This is a genomic window from Microbacterium halimionae (assembly GCF_011761265.1).
GTDB lineage: Bacteria > Actinomycetota > Actinomycetes > Actinomycetales > Microbacteriaceae > Microbacterium > Microbacterium halimionae.
The window spans coordinates 1,216,529-1,240,318 of sequence record NZ_JAAOZB010000002.1 but is presented as its reverse complement, the minus strand read 5'-3'; the positions used below and the strand labels follow the sequence as shown (position 1 = coordinate 1,240,318).

General features: G+C 62.4%; 26 protein-coding genes and 1 tRNA gene. 20 read left to right on the top strand and 7 right to left on the bottom strand.

Annotated elements, in window-relative coordinates; translation table 11 throughout:
- Positions 1-146: 146 nt before the first annotated feature.
- From FHS06_RS13745 to der, 14 genes are all read left to right on the top strand, one after another.
- Entirely contained in the window at positions 147-311 is a 165-nt protein-coding gene (locus FHS06_RS13745) for a hypothetical protein (protein WP_167050199.1), read from the top strand.
- On the top strand, positions 308-1,108 hold the full coding sequence (locus tag FHS06_RS13740) for a TlyA family RNA methyltransferase (RefSeq protein WP_167050197.1): 801 nt from the start codon (positions 308-310) through the stop codon (positions 1,106-1,108). Before FHS06_RS13745 ends, FHS06_RS13740 begins: the two co-directional genes overlap by 4 nt.
- Positions 1,105-2,028: an NAD kinase gene (locus FHS06_RS13735; protein ID WP_167050195.1), complete on the top strand. Its 924-nt coding sequence runs from the start codon at positions 1,105-1,107 to the stop codon at positions 2,026-2,028. The genes FHS06_RS13740 and FHS06_RS13735 overlap by 4 nt, the downstream gene beginning before the upstream one ends.
- The gene (gene recN / locus FHS06_RS13730) at positions 2,025-3,737 is read left to right on the top strand and encodes a DNA repair protein RecN (RefSeq protein ID WP_167050192.1); all 1,713 of its coding nucleotides are present in this window, start codon (positions 2,025-2,027) and stop codon (positions 3,735-3,737) included. Before FHS06_RS13735 ends, recN begins: the two co-directional genes overlap by 4 nt.
- Before the next feature lie 25 nt (positions 3,738-3,762).
- Positions 3,763-5,451, top strand: coding sequence for a CTP synthase (locus tag FHS06_RS13725; protein WP_167050190.1), 1,689 nt, complete (start codon positions 3,763-3,765; stop codon positions 5,449-5,451).
- Between the two features lie 3 nt (positions 5,452-5,454).
- The gene (locus FHS06_RS13720; RefSeq protein WP_167050188.1) at positions 5,455-6,039 is read left to right on the top strand and encodes an NUDIX domain-containing protein; all 585 of its coding nucleotides are present in this window, start codon (positions 5,455-5,457) and stop codon (positions 6,037-6,039) included.
- A gap of 1 nt (position 6,040) precedes the next feature.
- Positions 6,041-6,943, top strand: coding sequence for a site-specific tyrosine recombinase XerD (gene xerD, locus FHS06_RS13715; protein WP_167050186.1), 903 nt, complete (start codon positions 6,041-6,043; stop codon positions 6,941-6,943).
- Between the two features lie 150 nt (positions 6,944-7,093).
- Entirely contained in the window at positions 7,094-7,927 is an 834-nt protein-coding gene (locus FHS06_RS13710; protein WP_167050388.1) for a ParA family protein, read from the top strand.
- On the top strand, positions 7,911-8,735 hold the full coding sequence (locus FHS06_RS13705; protein WP_310734831.1) for a segregation and condensation protein A: 825 nt from the start codon (positions 7,911-7,913) through the stop codon (positions 8,733-8,735). Before FHS06_RS13710 ends, FHS06_RS13705 begins: the two co-directional genes overlap by 17 nt.
- Entirely contained in the window at positions 8,725-9,285 is a 561-nt protein-coding gene (gene scpB / locus FHS06_RS13700) for an SMC-Scp complex subunit ScpB (protein WP_182486499.1), read from the top strand. The genes FHS06_RS13705 and scpB overlap by 11 nt, the downstream gene beginning before the upstream one ends.
- Positions 9,282-10,091, top strand: coding sequence for a pseudouridine synthase (locus tag FHS06_RS13695; protein WP_167050180.1), 810 nt, complete (start codon positions 9,282-9,284; stop codon positions 10,089-10,091). Before scpB ends, FHS06_RS13695 begins: the two co-directional genes overlap by 4 nt.
- Positions 10,088-11,209 carry a prephenate dehydrogenase gene (locus FHS06_RS13690; protein WP_310734830.1) on the top strand — a complete coding sequence of 374 codons (1,122 nt, stop codon included), beginning with the start codon at positions 10,088-10,090 and terminating at the stop codon, positions 11,207-11,209. Before FHS06_RS13695 ends, FHS06_RS13690 begins: the two co-directional genes overlap by 4 nt.
- Positions 11,202-11,885 (top strand): (d)CMP kinase, encoded by a 684-nt coding sequence (gene cmk, locus FHS06_RS13685; RefSeq protein WP_167050178.1) that lies wholly within the window; start codon positions 11,202-11,204, stop codon positions 11,883-11,885. The genes FHS06_RS13690 and cmk overlap by 8 nt, the downstream gene beginning before the upstream one ends.
- Positions 11,875-13,398 carry a ribosome biogenesis GTPase Der gene (der, locus tag FHS06_RS13680; protein WP_167050176.1) on the top strand — a complete coding sequence of 508 codons (1,524 nt, stop codon included), beginning with the start codon at positions 11,875-11,877 and terminating at the stop codon, positions 13,396-13,398. The genes cmk and der overlap by 11 nt, the downstream gene beginning before the upstream one ends.
- Before the next feature lie 35 nt (positions 13,399-13,433).
- Here der and FHS06_RS13675 read toward each other — a convergent pair whose 3' ends face one another.
- Both FHS06_RS13675 and FHS06_RS13670 read right to left on the bottom strand, forming a co-directional pair.
- Positions 13,434-14,162 carry an anaerobic ribonucleoside-triphosphate reductase activating protein gene (locus FHS06_RS13675; RefSeq protein WP_167050174.1) on the bottom strand — a complete coding sequence of 243 codons (729 nt, stop codon included), beginning with the start codon at positions 14,160-14,162 and terminating at the stop codon, positions 13,434-13,436.
- Positions 14,159-15,997, bottom strand: a complete 1,839-nt coding sequence (locus FHS06_RS13670; protein ID WP_182486498.1) for a ribonucleoside triphosphate reductase — start codon at positions 15,995-15,997, stop codon at positions 14,159-14,161. The genes FHS06_RS13675 and FHS06_RS13670 overlap by 4 nt, the downstream gene beginning before the upstream one ends.
- Before the next feature lie 281 nt (positions 15,998-16,278).
- Here FHS06_RS13670 and FHS06_RS13665 point away from each other — a divergent pair, with 281 nt between their 5' ends.
- The 3 genes from FHS06_RS13665 to FHS06_RS13655 are packed head-to-tail and all read left to right on the top strand — an operon-like array spanning position 16,279 to position 17,849.
- Complete coding sequence (locus FHS06_RS13665; RefSeq protein ID WP_310734829.1) at positions 16,279-17,181, top strand: NUDIX domain-containing protein; 903 nt, start codon at positions 16,279-16,281, stop codon at positions 17,179-17,181.
- Positions 17,182-17,226: 45 nt separating this feature from the next.
- Positions 17,227-17,472, top strand: a complete 246-nt coding sequence (locus tag FHS06_RS13660; RefSeq protein WP_167050170.1) for a PLD nuclease N-terminal domain-containing protein — start codon at positions 17,227-17,229, stop codon at positions 17,470-17,472.
- An 11-nt stretch (positions 17,473-17,483) separates the two neighbouring features.
- Complete coding sequence (locus FHS06_RS13655) at positions 17,484-17,849, top strand: bleomycin resistance protein (RefSeq protein ID WP_167050380.1); 366 nt, start codon at positions 17,484-17,486, stop codon at positions 17,847-17,849.
- Positions 17,850-17,876: 27 nt separating this feature from the next.
- Here FHS06_RS13655 and FHS06_RS13650 read toward each other — a convergent pair whose 3' ends face one another.
- Positions 17,877-18,350 (bottom strand): MarR family winged helix-turn-helix transcriptional regulator, encoded by a 474-nt coding sequence (locus FHS06_RS13650; RefSeq protein ID WP_167050168.1) that lies wholly within the window; start codon positions 18,348-18,350, stop codon positions 17,877-17,879.
- A gap of 62 nt (positions 18,351-18,412) precedes the next feature.
- Between FHS06_RS13650 and FHS06_RS13645 the strand changes: the two genes are divergently transcribed.
- Positions 18,413-18,781 (top strand): VOC family protein, encoded by a 369-nt coding sequence (locus FHS06_RS13645; RefSeq protein WP_167050166.1) that lies wholly within the window; start codon positions 18,413-18,415, stop codon positions 18,779-18,781.
- Positions 18,782-18,807: 26 nt separating this feature from the next.
- Here the strand turns inward: FHS06_RS13645 and FHS06_RS13640 are convergent, their stop codons facing one another.
- The 3 genes from FHS06_RS13640 to FHS06_RS13630 are packed head-to-tail and all read right to left on the bottom strand — an operon-like array spanning position 18,808 to position 21,353.
- On the bottom strand, positions 18,808-19,176 hold the full coding sequence (locus tag FHS06_RS13640; protein WP_167050164.1) for an RNA-binding S4 domain-containing protein: 369 nt from the start codon (positions 19,174-19,176) through the stop codon (positions 18,808-18,810).
- On the bottom strand, positions 19,173-19,898 hold the full coding sequence (locus FHS06_RS13635) for a lysoplasmalogenase (protein ID WP_167050162.1): 726 nt from the start codon (positions 19,896-19,898) through the stop codon (positions 19,173-19,175). Before FHS06_RS13635 ends, FHS06_RS13640 begins: the two co-directional genes overlap by 4 nt.
- A gap of 54 nt (positions 19,899-19,952) precedes the next feature.
- A complete protein-coding gene (locus FHS06_RS13630; protein ID WP_167050160.1) occupies positions 19,953-21,353 on the bottom strand; it encodes an MFS transporter in 1,401 nt (466 codons plus the stop codon).
- 108 nt (positions 21,354-21,461) lie between these two features.
- Between FHS06_RS13630 and FHS06_RS13625 the strand changes: the two genes are divergently transcribed.
- Positions 21,462-21,535 (top strand) — tRNA-Pro (locus FHS06_RS13625).
- A gap of 479 nt (positions 21,536-22,014) precedes the next feature.
- Here FHS06_RS13625 and FHS06_RS13620 read toward each other — a convergent pair.
- Positions 22,015-22,893, bottom strand: a complete 879-nt coding sequence (locus tag FHS06_RS13620; protein WP_167050158.1) for a COG1361 family protein — start codon at positions 22,891-22,893, stop codon at positions 22,015-22,017.
- 73 nt (positions 22,894-22,966) lie between these two features.
- On the opposite strand from FHS06_RS13620, the gene FHS06_RS14425 reads away from it, so the two are divergent.
- Positions 22,967-23,689: a relaxase domain-containing protein gene (locus FHS06_RS14425; protein ID WP_167050156.1), complete on the top strand. Its 723-nt coding sequence runs from the start codon at positions 22,967-22,969 to the stop codon at positions 23,687-23,689.
- The last annotated feature ends 101 nt before the right edge of the window (positions 23,690-23,790 follow it).

The window sequence follows — 23,790 nt, the reverse complement described above, 5'->3', positions numbered from 1 at the left end:
TACTGCAGGGGGGACCCTGTGGGAGAGTAGGACACCGCCGGACTTCTTTTAAGAAAAGGGCCACCCAACGCTGGGTGGCCCTTTTCGCATTTACGAGACGTTTAGGTTGCGTGGCGGCATCCCGTTTTGGCACGTATCCTGGGGATATGTCGAACGGTGAGGATGCAGCAGTCGTATCCGAAGACCTGCTATCCGCCCTCGAGGTGATCGAGCAGCAACCGTTGAAAGACAGAGCGTCGTCGTACGCCTCGTTGCACGACGAACTTGCCCGCCGGCTCGAATCAAACCCTGGCGAGAACCGCTCATCGTGACAATGCGTCTCGATGCGGCGCTGGCTGCCTCGGGCCTGGCGCGATCACGAACTCAAGCTGCGACGCTCATTGCGTCGGGGCTCGTCTCTGTTGACGGCGTGACAGTCGTGAAAGCTTCGACGCGCGTGACTGAAGACGCCGCGCTCGAAGTGGCAGCATCCGATCATTATGTAAGTCGCGCCGCTCACAAGCTGATTGCTGCCCTTGATGCTTTTACCCTCGATCCTCGGGGACTGACGGCGCTCGACCTTGGTGCCTCCACCGGCGGATTCACTCAAGTGTTGCGCGAACGCGGAGCGTCGCGGGTGATTGCTGCCGACGTCGGACACGACCAGATGGACCCGAAGATCTCAGCTGATCCGGGGGTGAGCGTGGTGGAGGGTTTCAACGTTCGCTACATGACACCGGCGTCTCTGGCAGGTATCTCGGGGATAGCCGATGTTCCCGATCTCGTGACAGCGGATCTGTCGTTCATCTCGCTCACGCATGTGCTTGCGGCGGTGAAAGAGGTGATGTCTCCTGAGGGCGATGCCATTTTGCTGGTGAAGCCGCAGTTCGAAGCTGGACGCACCGCAGTGAAAGGCGGCCTTGTCACCGCGCCCGCCGTGCGCGCCGACGCTGTGACGACCGTGCTGTGGGCCGCATGGGACATCGGACTATCTACACACGGCGTGATCGCGTCTCCGATCGTGGGAACGCACGGCAATCGAGAGTTTGTGGTGCACCTGAGAAACGGCTCGGATGGGAATCCGACAGAATGGATACGCACCGTGACCGAGTTGACGGGAAGTCGATGACAGAGACCGTACGCAACATTTTGGTTGTCGCGCACGCCCTACGCGAAGAGACTGTGGTTGCTGCCGTTCGGGTGGCGTCGGCGTTGAGTGCTGCGGGAGCTCGCGCAGTTTTCGTCGCAGATGATCGCGATGACCTCATCGCCGCTCTTCCGGAATACACGGACACTGCCATTCTCGGCCGCGATGTCGCCATCACCGACATTGAACTTGCGATAGTGCTCGGTGGCGACGGAACAATCTTGCGCGCCGCAGAGCTTGTTCGTGATGTGCGCGCACCGGTGCTTGGCATCAACATGGGCCACGTTGGATTTCTCGCAGAGATTGAACGCGATGACATGGACGATGCTGTCGCTCGAGTAATCGCGCGGGACTACCGCGTCGAAGAACGACTTGCTCTTGCGGTGCAAGTGAAGGATTCTTCGGGCGAGGTCGTCTACGAGACATGGGCTCTCAACGAAGCAACGGTAGAGAAAGCGTCGCGGGAGCGGATGCTGGAGGTCGTTGTCGAGGTGGATGAACGTCCGCTGACTGCGTTTGGCTGCGATGGCGTCGTTGTGTCTACCCCGACAGGTTCGACGGCGTATAACTTCTCGGCCGGTGGACCGGTGATCTGGCCCGGCGTGCAGGCGATCGCTGTCGTCCCGCTATCGGCCCACGCCCTGTTCGCGAAACCGCTCGTGATCAACCCCGATGCAAGAGTCGCAATTGAGCTCTTGCAGCGAACCAACGGAACCGGCATTTTGTGGTGTGACGGGCGTCGCTCCCACGAGTTGCCGCCCGGCGCGCGGGTGGTCGTGCGTAAATCGGCTCGACCGGTGCGCCTTGCGCGTCTGCACCCGGCGTCTTTTACAGATCGACTTGTTCGAAAGTTCCACTTGCCGGTATCAGGCTGGCGTGGACCGGACGGAGACGCTTCGTGATCGAAGAACTGCGGTTGCGCGACCTTGGCGTGATCGCAGATGCGACATTGCCTATTGGGCGTGGTTTCACGGCGATCACTGGGGAGACCGGCGCCGGTAAAACCATGGTCGTGAGTGGGCTTGGCCTCTTGCTCGGTAACCGCGCTGACTCGAGCGCGGTACGAGCGGGGGCATCCCAGGCTTCCGTTGACGGCGCATGGCTCGTGCCAGACAGTGGCGCAGTGGCCGATCGTGTGCACGACGCTGGTGGGGACGTTGATTCGCTCGGTGACGGCACTGCGGAGTTGCTAATGGCACGCACGCTCTCGCGAGAAGGCCGCAGCCGCGCGAGCGTCGGTGGCAGAGTCGTGCCCGTTGGTGTGCTCTCTGAAATCGCCGACCAGCTCGTTGTTGTGCACGGCCAGTCTGACCAGCTTCGGCTTCGTTCGGCCAGTGCGCAACGCGATGCCCTTGATCGTTTCGCCGGCGCACCTGTTGCGGAGGCGCTTGCTGTTTACCGCGATTCGTTCGAGCGCCACCGCGAAATCAACGACGAACTCGACGCTCTCGTGACGTATCGGGGGAGTCGGTCTGAAGAAGCCGCGCTCTTGCGCGCGCAAATCAGCGCGATTGAGCACGTAAATCCGCAGCCCGGCGAAGACGCCGCGTTGGCGGAACGGGCACAGCGACTCGCTAACGCCGAAGAGCTGCGCTTGTCTGCCGCTACCGCGCACGCGATGCTTGCAAGTGAAGACGGCGCCCCAGATATCGTCACGATCTTGGCTGAAGTGCGCCGGACGCTTGAACGTGCCGATGATCCGGTACTGGCAGAAGCGGGAACTGCGGCAGCCGACCTCGGATACCGCGCGACTGATCTCGCTGCAACCCTGTCTGGCTATCTTGCGGACCTCGACGATGCAGCACCCGCGGAACTTGCTGCCCTCGAAGAGAGGCGTGCGGTGCTCGGTGAACTCGTTCGCACGCATGGCTCGATTGACGCGGCAATCGGTCTGTTGGCCATCGGCTCTGCGCGGCTTATCGAGCTCGATGATGACGACGATCGGGTGACCCGCCTCGAGGCGGAGCGCCACGAGGCATCCGTTGCGCTTGATGACGCCGCGGACACGCTGAGCGCCTCACGCCGGGACGCCGCATCACGACTAGCCGAGGCGGTGACTGAAGAACTGCATGCTTTGGCGCTGCCCGACGCGCGCGTTGTCGTAGAGGTTTCTGAGTCGGCGCCCACCGCTACTGGTCGCGACGAGGTTGCCCTCCTACTGGCGCCCCATCCGGGCGCTGAGCCGCGCCCCGTCGCCCGCAGCGCGTCGGGTGGAGAGCTCAGCCGCGTGATGCTCGCGATCGAAGTTGTGATTGCGGGTACTGACCCCGTACCGACGTTCGTTTTTGATGAAGTGGATGCCGGAATAGGCGGCGCCGCAGCGATTGAAGTCGGACGCCGATTGGCGAAGCTGGCGGAATCAGCGCAGGTTATTGCTGTCACGCACCTCGCCCAGGTCGCGGCTTTCGCCGGGAACCACCTCGGCGTCGTAAAAGCGAGCGATGGCACAGTGACCGAATCGAGTGTTCGCAGGCTTGACGGCGCGGCCCGCGAAGCCGAGATGGCGCGTCTTCTTTCGGGCCTCGATGATTCGGAAGCAGCGCTCAGTCACGCACGAGAGCTTCTCGCACTCGGGGCCGGTTCTTCGTCGTCGGCGAGCAGAAGTCGATGACGGGCTGATAGCATAGAAGCCCGTGATGGATTCTTCTGCTGCGGCCTCTTCTGACGACACGACCAAGCACATTTTTGTGACGGGTGGTGTCGTTTCTTCTTTGGGTAAAGGCCTGACGGCGGCAAGCCTCGGCAACCTTCTTACGGCCCGCGGATTACGCGTGGTCATGCAGAAACTTGACCCATATCTCAACGTTGATCCTGGAACGATGAACCCGTTCCAGCACGGTGAAGTCTTCGTCACCGATGATGGCGCCGAGACCGACCTCGATATTGGTCACTACGAGCGCTTCCTCGACATCCAGTTGAGCCAAGCGGCCAACGTGACCACGGGTCAGATCTATTCGCAGGTCATCGCGCGCGAGCGACGTGGCGAGTATCTCGGCGACACCGTGCAGGTCATCCCGCACATCACCGACGAGATCAAGCGCCGGATGCGGTTGCAGGCCGATGAAACGCCGAAGCCAGACGTCATCATCACTGAAATCGGTGGCACTGTCGGCGACATCGAGTCTCAGCCGTTCATCGAGTCAGCTCGTCAGATTCGCCACGAACTGGGGCGCCAGAATGTGTTCTTCGTGCACGTTTCTCTCGTGCCGTTCATGGGCGCTTCGGGCGAGCAGAAGACCAAACCGACTCAGCACTCGGTTGCAACTCTTCGCTCGATCGGTATTCAGCCGGATGCGCTCGTTCTTCGTAGCGACCGCCCGGTCACGGAATCCAACAAGCGCAAAATCGCACTCATGTGTGACGTCGACGAAGACGCTGTCGTCAACGCTGTTGACGTGCCGAGCATCTACGACATCCCGACAATGCTGCACGATCAGAATCTTGATCAATACATCGTGCGGACGCTCGGGATCGATAAGGCGGAAGACGTGGACTGGACTCGCTGGGGTCGTCTACTCGAAGCCGTTCACAACCCCAAGCACGAAGTGACCATCGGTCTCGTAGGTAAGTACATCGACCTGCCGGATGCGTATCTCTCGGTCACCGAAGCGTTGAAAGCTGGCGGATTCGGTCAGGAAACGCACGTCAAAGTGAACTGGGTTCCCTCCGACAGCTGCGAAACCCCAGAGGGCGCTGAGCGCGCACTCGCACACCTCGATGGCATCATCGTTCCCGGTGGTTTCGGCATCCGCGGTATCGAAGGCAAGCTCGGCGCGCTCAAATTCGCACGAGAACAGGGCATTCCGACGCTCGGGATCTGCCTGGGCCTGCAGTGCATGGTTGTGGAGTATGCACGCAATGTGGTGGGGCTTGAAGGCGCATCATCGAGCGAGTTCGATCCCGACACCGAGTTCCCTGTGATTGCGACGATGGCTGAGCAGGTCGATATTCTCGACCACGGCGACATGGGCGGCACGATGCGTCTGGGCCTTTACCCGGCGCAGTTGCGTGAGGGATCGCTCGCCGAAGAGGTCTATGGCGACAACCTCGTGTCGGAGCGTCACCGTCACCGCTACGAGGTCAACAACGCGTACCGTGACCAGCTAGCCGAGGCGGGTCTCGTCTTCTCCGGCTTGTCGCCCGACCGCAACCTCGTCGAGTATGTGGAGCTTCCGAAAGACAAGCACCCGTACTACATCGCAACTCAGGCTCACCCCGAGCTGCGGTCGCGTCCGACGGCGCCGCATCCGCTCTTCCGTGGCCTTGTCAGTGCAGCGCTCGAACGCCACCGCGCGAGCGAACTCTTCGACGTGGATCGCGGCTAGAGGATGTCTTCTGCTGAACTTCACGACGAGCACGTCACTCCCGACATCGTCGCCTCGGACCTCGTGTACGAGGGCCATGTGTGGGACGTGCGGAGCGAGACATTCCGCTACAACGGTGCTGAGCTGGTGCGGGAGTTCGTCGCTCACCCGGGCGCCGCCGCAGTCGTTGCACTCGATGACGAAAACCGTGTGCTGCTGATTCAGCAGTATCGGCACCCGATCCGCACGCGCGATTGGGAGATTCCCGCGGGCCTGCTTGACGTTGCGGGCGAACCACCGATGGAAGCTGCCAAGCGTGAGCTCGCCGAGGAGGTTGATGCTGTCGCTCGCGAGTGGGAACCGCTCGTGAGCGTGTTCACAACGCCCGGCGGCAACGACGAGGTCATCCACGTGTTTTTGGCACGTGGGCTCAGCGCTGCTGATGAGACGTTCGACCGCGACGAGGAAGAAGCAGACATCCGCACTGAGTGGGTGCCTCTCGACGAGGCAGTGTCTGCTGTGCTTGAGGGGCGCATGCGAAATGGCATTTTGAGCGTCGGGGTGTTGGCGGCATCCGAGCGTTTGCGACGCGGGGCGCGCGCGCTCTGACATGGACCTTGATCGCGCCGTCGATACGTATCTGCGACATGTAGCGATTGAGCGCGGGCTCTCTGACCACACCGTTTCGGCGTACCGACGAGATCTTGAGGTTTATACCTCGTGGTTGAAGACTTTAGACATCGAAGATTCGGATGCCGTGACCCCCGCGATCGTCGCAGATTTCGTGGCCGAGCGAGCAAATACCGAGCCACCGCCCGCGGCGTCAAGCCTTGCCCGGTTGCAGTCGTCGGTGCGGAACTATCATCGGTTTCTGAGCGCTGAAGGGGCACCTGTCGCTGATCCCACGGGAAAACTGCGACCGCCGGTACAGCCGAAGCGACTGCCAAAGGCGCTGACAATCGAGCAGATCGAAGCACTGCTTGCCGCCCCCGATGTGTCAACCATTTCGGGTGTCCGCGACCGGGCTCTCTTGGAGATGCTCTACGCGACGGGTGCTCGCGTGTCGGAGCTCGTACAGCTCGATGTTGATGACCTCACCGACGCCGACATCGTGCGGGTACGCGGCAAGGGCGCGAAAGAACGGATGGTGCCGGTCGGCTCGTTTGCTCGCATTGCGCTTGATGCTTATCTCTCTCGTGCTCGCCCGGAGCTGGCGCGCCGCGGTAAGGGGACGCCACGCCTCTTTCTCGGCGTGCGGGGGGCACCGTTGTCGCGGCAGAGCGTATGGCTCATCATTCAGGCTGCAGCTGATACCGCGGGCCTTGCCGCCCATGTGTCCCCGCACACGTTCCGGCACTCGTTCGCGACCCACCTGTTGCAAGGGGGAGCCGACGTGCGCGTGGTGCAAGAGCTCCTTGGCCACGCGTCGGTAGCAACGACGCAGATTTACACGCACGTCTCGATTGACGCCCTGCGCGACGTTTACGCGACGTCTCACCCTCGCGCTCTTTGACTCGTCTCAGGACGCGCGGTGTGGCCAGGTATTGCGAAAGCCTATGCGCCGGTAGAATCAGTAGATCGTGTACGTGAGAGCAGGAGAACGGTGACGGGCAGCGCAGCAAAGTCCACGGCTAAGTCGCCGAAGAAGGACGAGACACCCACAATGGGAGCGACAGGTCGCCCCTACCGGGGTTTTGCGACTCCTGTTGCACTCGATTCCCATGGGCCTGCGCGCATTATTGCCCTCTGTAACCAGAAGGGTGGCGTCGGCAAAACGACGACGACGATCAATCTCGCGGCAGCTCTTGCCGAATACGGTCGCCGCGTGTTGACGATCGACTTCGATCCGCAGGGCGCTCTATCTGCGGGCCTCGGCATCGACACCCACGACGTGCCGACCATTTACGACCTTCTGCTCGACACGAAGCGTGACCCGCAGGATGTCATCGTGCAGACGTCGGTGCCGGGGCTCGACATTATGCCGGCCAACATCGACTTGTCAGCTGCCGAAGTGCACCTCGTTAATGAGGTTGCGCGCGAGACAATTCTTTCGCGCGTGCTGCGGAAAGTGGCCGGTGATTACGATGTCATCTTGATCGACTGCCAGCCGTCGCTCGGCCTACTGACCGTCAACGCACTGACCGCAAGCCACGGTGTGCTGATTCCGCTAGAGTGCGAGTTCTTCGCACTTCGCGGGGTTGCGTTGCTGATCGAGACGATCGACAAAGTGCGCGATCGACTCAACCCCTCAATCACACTCGATGGTGTCGTCGCCACAATGTATGACCCACGCACGCTCCACTCGCGCGAGGTTCTCGAGCGGGTAGTCGACGCGTTCGGCGATGATGTTCTTGAAACTGTGATCGGACGCACCGTGAAGTTTCCGGATGCCTCGGTCGCCGGTGTGCCGATTACCGAGTTTGCTCCGGAGCACCCCGCAGCGCAGGCATACCTGCGTCTGGCGCGGGAGCTGGTGGCCCGTGGCGCTGTCGCCTGATCCCGAATCGGGAACAGAGACCACAGCCGAAGGATTCCGCGTATCGCTCGGCGTGTTTGACGGGCCATTCGACCTGTTGCTCACGCTGATTTCGAAGCACGAACTCGACATCACCGAGGTCGCACTCAGTACGGTGACCGATGAATTCATTTCATATCTTCGGGCGCTGGATCCCGATGAAGAGATGGAACAGGCCTCCGGGTTTCTGGTGGTGGCCGCAACGCTGCTCGACATGAAGGTCGCGGGCTTGCTGCCGCAGGGCGAATTCGTTGACGCTGAATCTGTTGCGCTTCTTGAAGCACGGGACCTCCTGTTTGCGCGGTTGCTGCAGTACCGCGCCTTCAAAGACGTGTCGACGTGGTTTGCGGAGAAACTTCAGGCTGAAGACGCCCGTCACACTCGTTCGGTGCGATTGGAAGAGAAATACCGTCGCGCAACACCTGAGCTCGTGTGGACTCTCTCTGCGGGGGACTTCGCCGCGCTGGCTCTCTTCGCGATGACGCCGAAAGAGATTCCGATTGTGGGTCTCGATCACCTTCACGCACCACTCGTGAGTATTCGCGAGCAGGCAGCGATTGTCGTGACCCTTCTGCGAAGTGCCGGCACCGTGAGCTTTCGCGAACTGATCGCCGGAGTGTCTATGCCCGGCGTCGTCGTTGCGAGGTTCTTGTCGGTGCTGGAGCTCTATCGCCATGCCGCACTGACGTTCGAGCAGCTCGAGCCGTTGGGTGAACTGACACTGCGTTGGACCGCTGAACGCTGGTCTGATGAAAACCTCGCCTCCCTGGGAGCAGATTATGACCGATGATGTTGCGGGCCGCCTCGAAGCAATCCTGCTCGTGGTCGATGAACCACAGAGCCTCGTGAGCCTTGCCACAGCAGTCGCGGCGCCCATGCCGGCCGTACGACAGGCGATCGAGGAACTCGTTGCCGACTACGACGGTGAGCGCGGTGGCAGACGCCGCGGATTTGAGCTGCGGGAAGTCGCGGGAGGGTGGCGCTTATACGTTCGCGCCGAGTTCGACCCGGTGGTGGCGGAGTTCGTTTCGTCGCAATCGCCCTCACGTCTTTCGCAGGCGGCGCTTGAGACGCTTGCAGTGATTGCGTACAAGCAACCCGTCTCGCGCGGGCAGGTCGCCTCGATCCGTGCAGTGAACGTGGATTCTGTAGTGCGTACGCTGGTAGCACGCGGGCTCATCACCGAGGTTGCGACGGATTCTGAAACCGGCGCGATTCTTTACGGCACATCCGATGCGCTGCTCGTCAATCTCGGCATCAACTCGCTCGACGAGCTGCCCCCCATTTCTCCGCTGCTCTCTGATGGTGCTGACGGATTCGACCAGGAAGTTATTCGATGACAGACCTCACTCCCGAACGCAGCACCGAGGGTGTGCGCCTGCAGAAGGTGCTCTCCGGTGCTGGCGTTGCGTCGCGCCGCGTTGCCGAAAACTACATCGTCGACGGTCGTGTGCGTGTGAACGGTGAGGTCGTCACTGAGCTGGGACGACGCATTGATCCCGAGACTGACCTCGTCGACGTCGATGGCACCGCGATTCAGCTCGACACCAGCAAGCGCTATGTCGTCTTGAACAAGCCCACCGGTGTTGTCAGCACGATGAAAGACGAACACGGTCGCCCTGATCTTCGTCGCTTCACGCAGGACTGGGAAGAGCGCCTCTTCAACGTGGGCCGATTGGATGCCGAGACCAGCGGTCTCTTGCTGCTCACCAACGACGGTGCACTCGCGCATGTACTCGCGCACCCCTCCTTTGGCGTGACCAAGGTGTACATCGCCAAGGTGCGCGGAAAAGTCACGGGACAGACGGTTGCGACCCTCACGCATGGGATCGAACTCGAAGATGGCCCGATCTCGGCCGACCGTGCGCGCGTTATCGACGTGTCGGGCGGCGATGGCGACGACGCTACGAGCCTCGTGGAACTGACCCTGCACTCGGGTCGCAACCGCATCGTCCGTCGCATGATGGCGGAGGTGGGGCATCCGGTGATTGACCTGGTGCGACGCCAGTTCGGCCCGCTGCGCCTCGGCTCTTTGCCCGTGGGACGCGCCCGTGAATTGACTACAGTTGAGCAGGGCGCGCTTTTGACACTTTCGCGCGGCCATGACACGAGCGCGGAGGAAGCGCAGGACCAGGAGACCGAGTGAGCGAGCAGATCACACCTGTGCGCCCTCGCGTCGCGGCTCGCACCAGCGGACTCGTTCGAATCGTTGGGGCAGGACTCCTCGGATCAAGCATCGGTCACGCGCTTCGCGCTCTCGACGTTGACGTGGCGCTCGAAGACGCGTCACCCGCACAGCTCCGCCTCGCGGTCGATTACGGTGCCGGTCGGCGCGCGACAGCCGACGACAAGCCCGGTCTGATTGTCGTTGCTGTTCCGCCCGACGTGACGGCAAGCGTGATCGCGCGTGAACTTCAGACATACCCGGATGCCGTTGTCACCGATGTTGCGAGCATCAAACTCGAGCCGTTGCAGCAGCTCCGAGACGACGGCGTCGACGTGACGCGCTACATCGGCTCGCACCCCCTCGCTGGGCGCGAACGCGGTGGTGCAATTGCTGCACGCGCTGATATCTTCCGTGGCCGACCCTGGGTCGTCTGCCGAGATGAAGAGACGACACCCGCCGATCTTTCCCTCGTGGAAGGGCTCGCGCTCGACCTTGGTGCGCTGCTCGTCGAGATGAGCCCGGAGGAGCACGACCGTTCGGTGGCGCTCATCTCCCACGTGCCTCAGGTGGTGGCATCGCTCCTGGCAGGTCGTTTCGTTGATGCGCCCGACGATGCTCTTTCACTCGCGGGCCAGGGCGTTCGAGACACGACGCGCATTGCAGCTTCTGACCCAGAACTTTGGGTGCAAATACTCGAGGGCAATTCGGCGCCCGTCGTGAATGTGCTCGACGCGCTCGCGACCGACCTCTCGGCACTCGCCGACGCTCTTCGGGCGCCCGACGAGCCAGGTGCGCGACGTGCTGTCGCGGACGCCATCCGTCAAGGAAATCTGGGTGTGGAAAGACTGCCCGGAAAGCACGGCCAGAACCGCCGGTTTGAAACTGTCGTCGTGATGGTGGATGACACAGCAGGACAGCTCGGTCGCCTGTTCGGTGAACTTGGCGACCTCGACGTAAACGTCGAAGATTTGCGCCTCGAACACTCGCCGGGAGCACAGTTCGGCCTCGCAGAGATCAGCGTGGAACCGGCTGTCGTTACGCGCGCGACCGAAGGACTTGCCGCCCGCGGCTGGAAGATTGCGAGCCTCCATGACTGATCAGATTGTTGTCGCGATCGATGGCCCCGCGGGCAGCGGCAAGTCGAGCGTGTCAAAAGAAGTCGCTCGAAAGCTCGGCTTCGGCTATCTCGACACCGGCGCTGCCTACCGGGCTCTCGCGTGGTACGCGCTGGATGAGAACGTCGACACCGCAGACGCCGAGGCGATCGCGGATGCCGCAACTGTCTTTCCGTATGCCATCTCTCTTGACCCAGACCTGTACTGGGTGCGGGTCGGCGAAACCGATGTCACATCCGCGATTCGTGAGCCACGGGTTGCTGCCGCAGTGAGCGCGGTCGCCCGTGTTCCTGCCGTCCGCGACAGCGTGAACGCGGCATTTCGCCGCCTTATCGGTGAAGCAACCGCTCCGGGGGTTGTCGTCGAAGGACGGGACATCACCACGGTGGTTGCACCAGACGCTCCCGTGCGACTGCTGCTGACAGCGGCCCCCGAAGTGCGGGCCGCAAGGCGCAGCGCCGAACTGACCACCGAAGATGCGGCATCCGTTGCTGCAGCTCTTCACCAGCGTGACGCATCAGATGCGCGCGTTGCAGACTTTTTGACGGCCGCCGAAGGCGTGACCGTCGTTGATTCCACTGATCTCGATTTCGCTACCACCGTGGACACGGTGCTCGAAATCGTGCGTACCCAGACGGGAGAACACCATGGGGACTGAAGAAGAATACGAGGGCGGCGAGGATCGACTCGTCGAAACACTTGCGAACCTCGACGAGGAGCTTGTCGAACGACGCGCCACCGCGCTGCGCGCAGGATTGTCGGACTACGAACTCGACGACGACGACGCAGCACTGCTGCAAGAAATGGGCATCGGCGAAGACGGTGTCGAGTACCTGCCGGCGCTGCCGGTCGTCGCCATCGTCGGTCGCCCGAACGTCGGCAAGTCGGCGCTCGTCAACCGCATCTTGGGCCGTCGTGAAGCCGTTGTCGAAGACACACCGGGTGTCACACGCGACCGTGTGATGTACCGCTCGGAGTGGCAGGACCGTCGCTTCACGATCGTCGACACCGGCGGATGGGAGCCCGACGCACGCGGCATCGACCGCTCGGTTGCAGCCCAGGCTGAGATCGCCATCGACCTGTGCGACGTCGTCATGTTTGTCGTTGACGCAACCGTTGGTGCGACCTCAACCGACGAGCACGTCGTGAAGTTGCTGCGTCGCTCGGGCAAGCCCGTGTTCCTCGTGGCCAACAAGGTTGATGACGCCACCCACGAGCCCGAAGCCGCTGCCCTCTGGGCACTCGGTCTCGGCACGCCCTACCCGGTGTCGGCCATTCACGGCCGCGGAGTTGCCGATCTGCTCGACGAGATCATGAAGGTGCTGCCGGAGATTTCGGCCGTCGCCAAACAAGAGATCGGCGGACCGCGTCGCGTGGCCATTCTCGGTCGCCCGAACGTCGGCAAGTCGTCGCTGCTCAACAAGGCAGCCGGCGAAGAGCGCGTTGTCGTTAACGAGCTCGCGGGCACAACCCGCGACCCGGTTGACGAAATCGTCGACCTCGGCGGAAAGCTCTGGCGCTTCGTTGATACCGCGGGTATCCGTCGTCGCGTGCACCTGCAGCAGGGCGCCGACTTCTACGCATCGCTTCGTACCTCTGCGGCGCTGGAAAAAGCCGAAGTTGCCGTCGTCGTGCTTGACGTTTCGCAGTCGCTGAGTGAGCAGGACGTTCGCATCATCGACCTCGTGCTCGAATCGGGCCGCGCTCTCGTTCTCGCGTTCAACAAATGGGATCTTCTCAACACCCCCGAGTACGAAGACGCCGAGCGTCGCCGATACCTTGAGCGTGAGATCGAACAAGACCTAGCGCACGTCGCCTGGGCGCCTCGCGTCAACATCTCAGCGCGCACTGGTCGCCACCTTGAGAAGCTCGTGCCGGCTCTCGAAGTAGCTCTCGCCTCATGGGATCAGCGCATCGCGACCGGAAAGTTCAACGCGTTCCTTTCCGAGCTCGTCGCCGAGCACCCGCACCCGTTGCGTGGTGGAAAGCAGCCACGCATTCTGTTCGGTACCCAGGCGTCAACGCGCCCGCCGACATTCGTGCTCTTCACGACCGGGTTCCTCGACCCGGGCTACCGTCGCTTTATTCAGCGCCGGTTGCGCGAGGTCTACGGCTTCGAAGGCACCCCGATCATCACAAACATGCGCGTGCGCGAAAAGCGCCAGCGCTAAAAGACATCCGCTGGCCTCCCGCCCGAACGAGGAGGTCAGCGGATACCAAACCTCTGGAAGCGGCCTGCGTTGAGGCCTGTTGCAACGGATTCTAGGTCGTAGGGGGCCGTGGCCACGGTGACTCGTTCGGCACGAACACCCACTGGGCGGTAGTGCTGCAGCATCCAGGTGTCGGCTCCCGACGCCGCGACATCGTCGGCGAGGAGTCGAAGCGCGGATTCATCGAGCGCGGCCGGGTGCACCGTCGTTCGCACCTCGTACTCAAGCGGTTGCGCGGTGCCAGAACGCCCACGGGATGCCGCCACCACGGTGTCGAGCGAACGCCAGGCGTTGTCGCCGCTTCGGTTTCGACCCGTGGTGTCGCTGTAGTCGTCGCGGCGCGCTTTGATGTCGAGTCCGATCCAGTCGATAAGTGGCAACGCGTCGGCAAGTCGCGCGGGGTAGGCCCCGCCGGAGTGGAGCCCAACCGCGAAGCCGAGCGCGCGAGCCTGCTGTAGCGCCGGGATCAGCGCGCGCTGCATCGTCGGCTCGCCTCCCGAAAAGACCACACCGTCGAGCAAGCCTTGCCTCGTTTCGAGGAATCCGTGCACGCTCTGCCACGAGATGCGCCCTGCGCGACGCGGGCTGATCAGCTCGGGATTGTGGCAGTAGAAGCAGTCCCACGGGCAGCCCTGCAAAAACAGCGTGGCGACGAGCTTTCCTGGCCAATCGACACTCGAAAACCGACTGAGACCGGCAATGCGCAGCTCGCTGGCATCGCTCACACCGGCACCGCGAGGTGTTCCTTCGCGCGCTCGGCGGCGAAGTACACGCGTTCTTCGGCTTCGCCCTGCTTGCCGACGTTGAACGAGGCGATGGGGCGAAAGTAGCCCATCACTCGCGTCCACACTTCGCAGACGCTGCCGCACAACGGGCACTCGGGGTGATCGCCCGAGACGTATCCGTGTTGCGGGCAGATCGAAAAGGTCGGTGTGACCGTGATGTATGGGATGCGGAACTGTTCAAGCGAGCGCCGCACCAGGTTTTTGCAGGCCGCCGCTGATTCGACAGCTTCACCCATGTACAGGTGCAGCACTGTGCCGCCCGTGTACTTCTGTTGCAGCGGCTCCTGCCGGGCCATCGCATCGAACGGATCGTCGGTGAAGCCCACCGGTAGCTGTGACGAGTTGGTGTAATACGGGTGCTCGGAAGTGCCTGCATGGCGGATGCTGTCGCCAAACTGCGCCGCGTCGACCCGAGCAAACCGGTAGGTGGCGCTTTCGGCGGGTGTGGCCTCGAGGTTGTACATCTGGCCCGTCGACTCTTGGAATTCGACCATGCGGCGGCGGACGTGGTCGAGGAGCTCGATGGCGAGGGTAGCCCCGGCATCCGTCGTGATGTCGTCGGTGTCGAGCGTGAAATTGCGGACGAACTCGTTGATGCCGTTGACGCCGATCGTCGAGAAGTGGTTGTCGAGCGTGCCGAGATAGTGCTTTGTATAGGGGAAGAGCCCACCCTCGAGGTGGTGCGAAATGACGTCTCGTTTGGCCTCGAGACTGTCGCGCGAAATTGCGAGCAGTTCGTCGAGCCGGGTGAGTGCGCCTGCGAGGTCGCCCGGGAAGAGAAACCCGAGGCGTGCGCAATTGATCGTGACAACACCGATCGAGCCCGTTTGCTCGGCGGATCCGAAGAGACCGTTGCCACGCTTGAGTAGTTCGGTGAGATCGAGCTGTAGCCGGCAACACATGGAGCGGATCATGTGGGGGGCGAGGTCGGAATTTAGGAAGTTTTGAAAGTAGGGCAGGCCGTACTTCGCTGTCATTCCGAAGAGGGCATCGACGTGGGGGTCGTCCCACTTGAAGTCAGGAGTGATGTTGTAAGTGGGAATAGGAAAGGTGAATGCGCGGCCGTCGGCATCGCCCTCGGTCATAACATCGATGTACGCGCGGTTGATCATCGCCATCTCGGGAGCAAGATCGCCGTAGGTGAAGTCGCAGACCTTGCCGCCGATAAGTGGATGCTGGTCGGCTAGGTCGTCGGGACAAGTCCAGTCGAACGTGAGGTTCGTGAATGGCGTCTGTGTGCCCCACCGCGACGGCACGTTGAGGTTGAAGATGAACTCCTGCATCAGCTGGCGGACGGCATCCTGCGTGAGTCCGTCGAGGCGAACGAAAGGTGCAAGGTAGGTGTCGGTGGAACTAAACGCCTGTGCACCCGCCCACTCGTTCTGCAGCGTGCCGAGGAAGTTGACCATCTGCCCGAGTGCCGATGAAAGATGACGCGGCGGAGTCGAGGCGATACGACCGGGCACACCATTGAAGCCCTGCTCGAGGAGCGCGCGCAACGACCAGCCCGCGCAGTACCCGGCAAACATGTCGAGATCGTGAATATGGATGTCGCCCTCGCGGTGGGCGGCGCCGGCCGCAGGCGCGTAGACCTCGTTGAGCCAATAGTTCGCGATGAGTTTTCCGGCGGTGTTGAGCACCATGCCCCCGAGTGAATATCCCTGGTTGGCGTTGGCGTTCACGCGCCAGTCGGACTGAGCGAGATATTCGTTGATGGTGTCGGCGACGTTAACTTCGACGCTTTGAGAGTTGCGAATGGTGGATCGGGGAATCACGAGTGCTCCAGTGGTGTGATGGTGCGCCTCGTGGCCTAACGAGGCCGTAAGCGCATCGCCACTATATGCAGGGTATTGCGTAAAGTCAGCCACAATATGTGGGATTCAACAGTGGTCAGACCACATGTCAACTCGCGCTTTGTGAGGGTGCACATCTTCGCGCGCCGTGCCGCAGGTCGTGGTGTTATCGGGTGTATGAGATGGCAGATTCAGGGCGAAATGTGTGGGCGACGACAGCGGTTTCGGGGCGAGCGTGGCCGGGGGTATGCGAGGCTGGACAGGTGAGTATCGAACTCCCTCTTCCCGGAGAACAGCGGCGGCCTCATGGCCCGCGTGATCCCGGTGACGCGTGGGTGGTAGCCCCCTCGGGGGAGAGGTACTGGGGGCGCTTCGGCGCCGCCGGACTCCTTGCCATCGACGCCGCTCGCGGTGTGCTGCTGCAGCACCGTGTGTCGTGGAGTCACTTCGGTGACACCTGGGCTCTCCCCGGAGGCGCCCGCCACGAGGGGGAGTCTGCGCGCGATGGTGCGATGCGCGAATCGGCAGAAGAAGCCGGTGTGCCCGATGCCTCGATGGCGCCGCGCTGCGAGAGCGTGCTGGACCTTGGCATCTGGACGTACACGACACTCCTCGCCGACGTTGTGACGCCCTTTGAGCCGGTGATCAGTGACCCGGAGAGCCGCGAATTACGTTGGGTGCCGGTCGATGATGTGGCGGGGTACCCGCTGCATCCGGGGTTTGCTTCGTCGTGGGCGCAGCTCTCGGGCCTGATCGGCGTGCGACCGGCCCTCGTGATCGACGCCGCCAACGTGGTGGGCTCGGTTCCCGACGGCTGGTGGAAAGACCGCGTGGGAGCGGCGGCCCGACTTATTGCTCGCGTGGGTGCGCTCGCCGAGCAGGGGATCGCAGCTGCAGAGCTCGACTTGCCCGAAAATACCTGGTTTCCCGAGATCTCGATCGTGGTCGAAGGTCAAGCGAAAGCGACGGATGCCGCGGCCCCCGGTATCGACATCGTGCGCGCTGCGGGCGAAGGCGACGACACGATCGTCGCTGAGACGGAGCGCCTCCTGGGTCTTGGTCGCAGTGTGACCGCGGTGACGAGCGATCGCGGGCTCACCGAGCGAGTGAATGCCGCCGGTGCATCGTCTCGTGGCGCCGGTTGGTTGCTCGGCCTCCTCGACTGAGCGTCGTCTCTAGCGGTCGCACACATGCTGCCCTAGCCTCGAACAATGGCTAACCCACTGATTCCTGCGGCGTACGATCTCTGGTGGTCTGGCGCAGTAGTACTCGTGCTGGTTTCTCTCATTGCAGCGCTGGTGTCGATCTCGCGGACGCGGGACTCGGCATCACCCGGTCACGCGCTCATGTGGACGCTCCTCGCGATCTTTGTTCCGATCATCGGGCCAGCAAGCTGGCTTCTCATCGGCCGCCGAGCGAATGTGGATCGGGGATTTCTCGACCCCCAAGAGCGATGAGTTCGGTGCCCGTGTCTGATCGTGCTGTGCCGAATCTTCCCTCGGCCGACTTCGACACGACAGAACAGTTCTATACAGGCTTCGGTTTTGAACGGCAGTTGCGCGACGCCGGGTGGATGATTTTGACGCGCGGTGCGTTGCAGCTTGAGTTTTTTCCAGCGCCGGCGTTCGATCCGCTGTCAAGTAGCTTCATGTGCTGCTTGCGTGTCGCCGACGTCGGCGAGCTTTATGAAGCGATCCGCGCTTCTGGTGTGCCAGTTTCGGCAGCAGGGATGCCTCGGCTTCACGAGGTTCGTATGCAGGAATGGGGGCTGAAGGCTGGCTTCCTCATTGACCCCGACGGGACGCAGCTCACGCTTATCGAGCAACGTGGCTGATGAGCGCCGTTCCCCGACGTGGAATGGCTATCGCTGAGATTCGCCATCGCCGTCGTTGCCGTCAAGACTGCCGAGATTGTGAATCATGCTTCGCAGTGTGTCGCGCGCAACTGACCGCTCTGCGGGTGTCATGTTGCCCAGCATCCTGATTTCCACTGATCGCACCGCGGCGGTGGCTTTTGCAAGGCTCTCACGGCCGAGCGGAGTGAGCTCGGCGGGAAGAACCTTGCCGACGCGAGCCTCGATCGGCCGGGTCACCTGCCCATCGCGCTCGAGGGTTTGCAGCAGCACATTCATCGACTGACGCGTGACGAATGCGCCCCGCGCCAGCTCCGAGTTCGACATGCCCGGGCGCTGCGAGAGCAGTTCGAGGCATGAGTAGTGCGTGATCGTCATACCGAGTGGGCGAAGCGACGCTTCCATCGCAGTGCGGAGGGCGCTCGATGCCTCTTTTAGGAGGTAGCCGAGTGACGTTTCGAGGTCGATTCCGTCTTGACTCATGTCAGTATTCTGACATACGATTGTGCATGTCAGAAAACTGACATGATTGAAAGTAGATTCTTATGCCCGTTACCGGTCCCGACTTCATCTCCTTCCAGACTTGCGATCTCGACGCTTCGCGAGCGTTCTATGAGCAGTACCTCGGACTTGTGCGCTCCAAGGCTGGCCCGCCGCACGCCGTTGTCTTCGAGACGACCCCGATCGCATTCGCACTTCGAGACATCGTTCCCGGCACCGATCTTGCGTCGGTCGCCCAGCCCGGCATTGGAGCTGCGATTTGGTTGCACGCAACCGACGTGCAGGCGATTTACGACTCTCTCGTCGCTGACGGCCACACAATAGTCGCGGCGCCGATCGACGGCCCCTTCGGTCGCACGTTTACCTTTGCCGACCCCGATGGGTACCACGTCACGCTTCACGACCGCGCTTGATATCCGGGCGCAAGGGGATGCGACCCTTACCGTCCGCGGAGGCGATCGGTTTCGCGGCGTTCGCGCTTGGTGGGGCGTCCAGCGCCACGGTCGCGCATGGCCACCATCGCCACTTCTTCGCGGGGAGGCGGCGGGGGAGTGAGATCATCCATCGCTGTTGCCGCAACGGCAGCACTCACGCGCTTGATGATCGTTTGACGAACGACCAGGATGCGGTCAAACCCGGCGATCCGCACTCGTACTTCGTCGCCGGGGCGCACCGCCTGTGCGGCCTTCGCGCGCTCGCCGCCGACCCGCACGTGGCCGGCACGGCACGCGGTGGTCGCGGCGGAACGCGTCTTGTAGACCCGCACCGCCCAGAGCCACGCGTCAACGCGAGCTGAGGCATCCGTCATGAGTCAATTGTGTCGCTTTGTGGGTTGTCGTGGCGAACCGATGCTGTGGAGCGAGGGCGGTGCGTGGCGATGATGACGCCCGCCGCGATGAGGCCCTGGCCCATCGTGTAGGTGAGCATAACGAGATCGCCGACCCCCGGCGGGAGTGCCTTCGGGGCGAAGATCGTGAACGCCAGGATGGTGTCTGACGTGAGAAAGAACGCGCCGCCCCACGCGATCGCCGGGTGACAGCGCGTTGACAATACTGCTGTGCCGCCGAGGACGAGGCCGTACGCTGCGACAGCGAACGCGAGCCCGCCGAGGTAAGGCCACAGGTAGACGACGAGCACGATCCACCACACGGCGTAGATCGCTGCCCACCGGGGAACGCGCGTGATGGCGAGGTAGCGCCAGAACAGAGCGATGTAGATAAGGTGTGCGACGCCGAAGCACAGCAGCATCGCGGGGAGCTCATCGTCGAGATAAGGGAAGAACGTACCCGCACCGTCGCCGAGCCACGAGAACGCCAGCGCGAGGAACAGAAGCGTGTAAGGGGTTCCCCATGCCGTGCCACGACCGCCCCAGAGTACCGCGACAATGAGAAGCGGCATGAGCCACAGCTTCGTGGGCCCGGCGACGTCGTCGACGCTGAGGGCGAGCGTGACGACGTGGATGATCGACAGCGCGATGTAGGGGATGAATCCCCACCACCAGTTGCGGGCAAGTGGTGTGCTCAGTGTCATAGATCCGGCACTCCTTCGTGCATGTGAGACGGCTTAGATGGGTTTGGACGAAGGCTACTCGCCCGCGACGCGTCGACTGACTCGACGACGACTCGGAATCAGCAAAGACAGCGCGAACGCGGCGACACCGAGTGTCGTGATGAATGTGAACGCGAGAGTATAGGTTTCCGGCTCTGGTGTGCCCCCGTGCAGGGTGAGCAGTGTTGCGGCGGTGGCCGCGCCGAAGGCGCCCCCAATTTGGCGGGCAACAACGTTGATGCTCGAGACGGCGGCGACGGCATCCGTTGATGACACATCGATGAGTACGTTGAGTGCTCCGGCCGACCCCATGGCGATTCCGGCGCCGGCAAGTGTGGAACCGGCAAGCAGCGAGGGGATGTTTTGCGGGGGGAGCGTTAGCACGATGCTGCCGGCGACAGTGAGCGCGGCGCCCAGAATGATCGGGCCTCGGCGACCGAGGTAGGTGCGGAGAATGCCCGAGAGTGAACCGACAAGCGCCATTGCGACGGTGGCCGGGAGAAGCAGGATGCCGGCGATAGTCGCACCCTGGCCGAGCCCGGAGGCGGATTCGGCGAAGACCGGCAAAATGACGAACGTACCGAAGAGCGCCGCACCGAGCAGGAATGCTGTGACGTGGGCGATCCAGACGGCGCGGATTTTGAGCGTGTGGCGATGGATGCTGGTGTCTTCGCGCCGCACCTCGTGCACGCCCCACGCGGTGAGAAATGCGACGCCGATCACGACGCACGTGATTGTGGCGAGAACCGGGATGGGCCAGCGGGGAGCCTCGGTGACAGCAAGCAAAAGGGCGAGTACGCCAGCTGCGAGCGTGAAGGCCGAGCGGAGGTGAAGGCGCCCGCGGCCTTTGGCGGGTGCTGTGGGCACGAACGCCACGATGTGTGCGAGGGCGACCGTGAGCAGCACGAACGGCACCCATGCGAGCGCTTTCGTGCCGATGCGATCGACCAGCACGCCCGAGATGACCACGCCGAGTGCTGTTCCGGTGGCGAACGCGCTCGTCAGGATGCCGATGGCCGTTGCGCGGCGATGGTGAGGCATCGAGTGGCTCGCGAGCGAGATTGCGAGCGGAAAGACGCCGCCGCCGAGACCCTGCAACGCACGGCCTGCGATGAGCTCGGGCATCGACGTTGAGATGCCCGCGATTAAGAGCCCGACGCAGACGATCGGGATGAGGATGAGCAGCACACGGCGCGGACGGTAAATGTCACCGAGTCGACCGATGACCGGTGTGAATGTGGCGGCAACAACGAGGACGATGGTGAGCGTCCAGCTGGACTCTGCCGCCGTGGTGCCGAACTCGGCAGCGGTGAGCGCGAGGGTGGGCGCAACCATCGAAAGGGGGAGCGCCGCGCCGATGGTTGCGAGCACGAGAGTGCCCAAGGATGCCGCCACCCGCAGCTGCGCTGCGCTGCGGGGGATCGGCGCCTTTTTCACACCCGCAACGCTACCGAGATTGCTCGCGCGGTGACACGCCAGCACGATTCGCGGACGGCGCTTCGAGCAAGTAGGATTGTGGAGTTGTCTACGCTTCGGCGCAGAAAACGGGATGTGGCGCAGCTTGGTAGCGCACTTGACTGGGGGTCAAGGGGTCGCAGGTTCAAATCCTGTCATCCCGACGAAAAGCCCTGATGAGAAGCTATTTTCATCGGGGCTTTGTCGTTTCGGTTGGCAGTCAACAACTCGTGTATTCGTTTCGTCTCCCAGAGCATTGCTCTGACGATGCGGACCGATCCGGGTAGGGACAGAAGAGTGAGCGACCGTCAGGTGCAACGCTGAACCCGGCGTGTCTCACCGGTCTCTCACCGTCGAGAAGCAGAGAGATGTTCCGTGTCGCCGGCCGAGAAACACGAGTCACATGCCGAGTCCACGCGCCCGTTTCGCACTGTCCTTGGTGACAGCGCACTGATCGCGACTGTCACTGCCAGCTCGCCGAGACCCTTCGCGAGCTCCAGCGTGAAGAACATGGGTGCGACGATTCTCACCCATCGCGCGAACAGCTCCACGGCGCGAGCGTGGACTACCTCTGGAACAGGGGTGCCGTCGTTGAGCACTCTCATCTGACGCCAAAGGGGTTGCGTTCGCCGCACTACGGCGGTCAACGACGTCTTCGCAGCCAAGTAGGCGCTCGCCGAGCGCGACCTGCCGAGGATCGTATCCCCAGGTTGCGACTAAGGGCTTTTGCGGAGTCATCGCTCAGTGTGAGTTCTCTTGGTACAACGCCCTTGATCGCTTTCAGGTGGCTTCCGACGACCTCGATGTCTTTGCCGATTCGCACGAGTGGGTCGACGGGCAACTCGATGCGCTTCTCGACATCGAGGTCAAGAACGAACGTCTCGCGGAATGGTTCTGGAGATACAGTTCCCGTGTACTTGGTTTCGACCTCCCAGCGACGCGGGATTCCAGAGTCGTCTTGGAACAGCTCCGGCACGCGTCCGAGGAACCATATGTAGGAGTTGCCCGGGTTGAGCGTCGGGAAGTGCACCTCACCGTTGAAGGTCTCGTTTACCTCGGCGAAGTGCGAGCTCATCATTCCGGGCTTGAAGAACGTCTCTAGCGACGTGAATGGCTGACTCACCTTTAGCCGAACATCGCTTGCAGGACTCACTCCGATATTTCGCACGGCGATATAGAGCGTGCCGGTCGCCGATGCGCCACGGTCCTTCTGAACGAAGCGACTAGCTTCCAGGGCAACCTGCACCCTGGGCCTGACGGCCTCAATGTTGACTTGGCGGGCCAACTCGTTCGAAGCGATCAATGCCTTGTTTGACTGATCGACCTGTCGAATCTGGTACCACGCGAAACCCAGTGCAACGAGAGCCGATGCCCCGAAAACGGCCTGCCATTCCTCAGCGGTCGGCATATAGGGGAACCGCCACCACGATCCCCAGATAACGACGCTTGCAGAGAACAGCCCGAACGCCGCGACCACGACAGCAGCAACTGTCAAAACGATGCGTGCGGCCGGGGTCTTCATAGTCCAACTTTATCGGCGACGTGATGCGGGCCTTACGATGCCTTCGCGGGGTGTGCTTCGAACACCTAGGAGCATGACCGTTTCGATGCGCGTGATGAGCGCGGGGGACGGTTACAAGTACCTGCTGCGCACCGTCGCCTCCGGCGACGGGGATCGGGACCTTTCAACCCCTCTGACTCGCTACTACGCGGAGAAAGGCAGCCCGCCCGGCCGTTGGCTCGGCTCCGCCGTGCCCGCTCTCGGCGGTGGTGCGATCACGGTGGGTGATCAAGTCACCGAGACTCAACTCCAGCTTCTGGTCGGCATGGGCCGTGATCCGGTGACCGGTGACGCACTCGCGTCCGCGTGTCGGAACTATCCGTCAGTCGCGGCAAGCTACCAGCCATCCCGCCGGAGCGCTCCAGGGTTGATCGTCGGCCTCATCCCACGAGCAGTCGGACCCCTGGATGCTCGCATGCGGCTGGCGCTTGAGCAACGAGAACACCTGATGCAGCACCGGGTCGCCGCTCTCACGCAGGCGGTGTTCCAGAGTCCGGAACCGTGGGCGCGCAACCTAATCAGCGCGGATCAGGATGCTGTCGAGGAGCATTTGAAGGTGGTCATCGCGTATCGAGACCGGTGGGAAATCTCTTCGGGTAACCCGCTGGGTGCAGTGCCGATGGATGACGCGCAGCGCATCGACTATGAGCGAGCACTCGGTCATGTTGAGGTGTTGTGGAATTTCTACGAGAACAATGTTCAGGGTAGGCAGTCGGATACTCGATCTCCGTCGCGGAGCATCCGAGAAGAACAGTAGGCAGCTATAGCCAGCGGCCTGCGATTAGCCATAGAGCGGCGGTGGGTGGGGCTGACATGGTTAGGACAATTACGCTGAGTCTCAGTGTTCGGCCCCAGCTG

What these genes read in the sequence shown, in the direction of transcription:
- FHS06_RS13620 (WP_167050158.1), bottom strand. Translation starts at nt 22,893, where the DNA reads ATGAAGACCCCGGCCGCACGCATCGTTTTGACAGTTGCTGCTGTCGTG.
- scpB (WP_182486499.1), top strand. Translation starts at nt 8,725, where the DNA reads ATGACCGATGATGTTGCGGGCCGCCTCGAAGCAATCCTGCTCGTGGTC.
- FHS06_RS13660 (WP_167050170.1), top strand. Translation starts at nt 17,227, where the DNA reads ATGGCTAACCCACTGATTCCTGCGGCGTACGATCTCTGGTGGTCTGGC.
- FHS06_RS13695 (WP_167050180.1), top strand. Translation starts at nt 9,282, where the DNA reads ATGACAGACCTCACTCCCGAACGCAGCACCGAGGGTGTGCGCCTGCAG.
- xerD (WP_167050186.1), top strand. Translation starts at nt 6,041, where the DNA reads ATGGACCTTGATCGCGCCGTCGATACGTATCTGCGACATGTAGCGATT.
- FHS06_RS13745 (WP_167050199.1), top strand. Translation starts at nt 147, where the DNA reads ATGTCGAACGGTGAGGATGCAGCAGTCGTATCCGAAGACCTGCTATCC.
- FHS06_RS13635 (WP_167050162.1), bottom strand. Translation starts at nt 19,898, where the DNA reads ATGACACTGAGCACACCACTTGCCCGCAACTGGTGGTGGGGATTCATC.
- FHS06_RS13645 (WP_167050166.1), top strand. Translation starts at nt 18,413, where the DNA reads ATGCCCGTTACCGGTCCCGACTTCATCTCCTTCCAGACTTGCGATCTC.
- FHS06_RS13640 (WP_167050164.1), bottom strand. Translation starts at nt 19,176, where the DNA reads ATGACGGATGCCTCAGCTCGCGTTGACGCGTGGCTCTGGGCGGTGCGG.
- FHS06_RS13725 (WP_167050190.1), top strand. Translation starts at nt 3,763, where the DNA reads ATGGATTCTTCTGCTGCGGCCTCTTCTGACGACACGACCAAGCACATT.
- FHS06_RS14425 (WP_167050156.1), top strand. Translation starts at nt 22,967, where the DNA reads ATGACCGTTTCGATGCGCGTGATGAGCGCGGGGGACGGTTACAAGTAC.
- cmk (WP_167050178.1), top strand. Translation starts at nt 11,202, where the DNA reads ATGACTGATCAGATTGTTGTCGCGATCGATGGCCCCGCGGGCAGCGGC.
- FHS06_RS13650 (WP_167050168.1), bottom strand. Translation starts at nt 18,350, where the DNA reads ATGAGTCAAGACGGAATCGACCTCGAAACGTCACTCGGCTACCTCCTA.
- FHS06_RS13735 (WP_167050195.1), top strand. Translation starts at nt 1,105, where the DNA reads ATGACAGAGACCGTACGCAACATTTTGGTTGTCGCGCACGCCCTACGC.
- FHS06_RS13710 (WP_167050388.1), top strand. Translation starts at nt 7,094, where the DNA reads ATGGGAGCGACAGGTCGCCCCTACCGGGGTTTTGCGACTCCTGTTGCA.
- der (WP_167050176.1), top strand. Translation starts at nt 11,875, where the DNA reads ATGGGGACTGAAGAAGAATACGAGGGCGGCGAGGATCGACTCGTCGAA.
- FHS06_RS13720 (WP_167050188.1), top strand. Translation starts at nt 5,455, where the DNA reads ATGTCTTCTGCTGAACTTCACGACGAGCACGTCACTCCCGACATCGTC.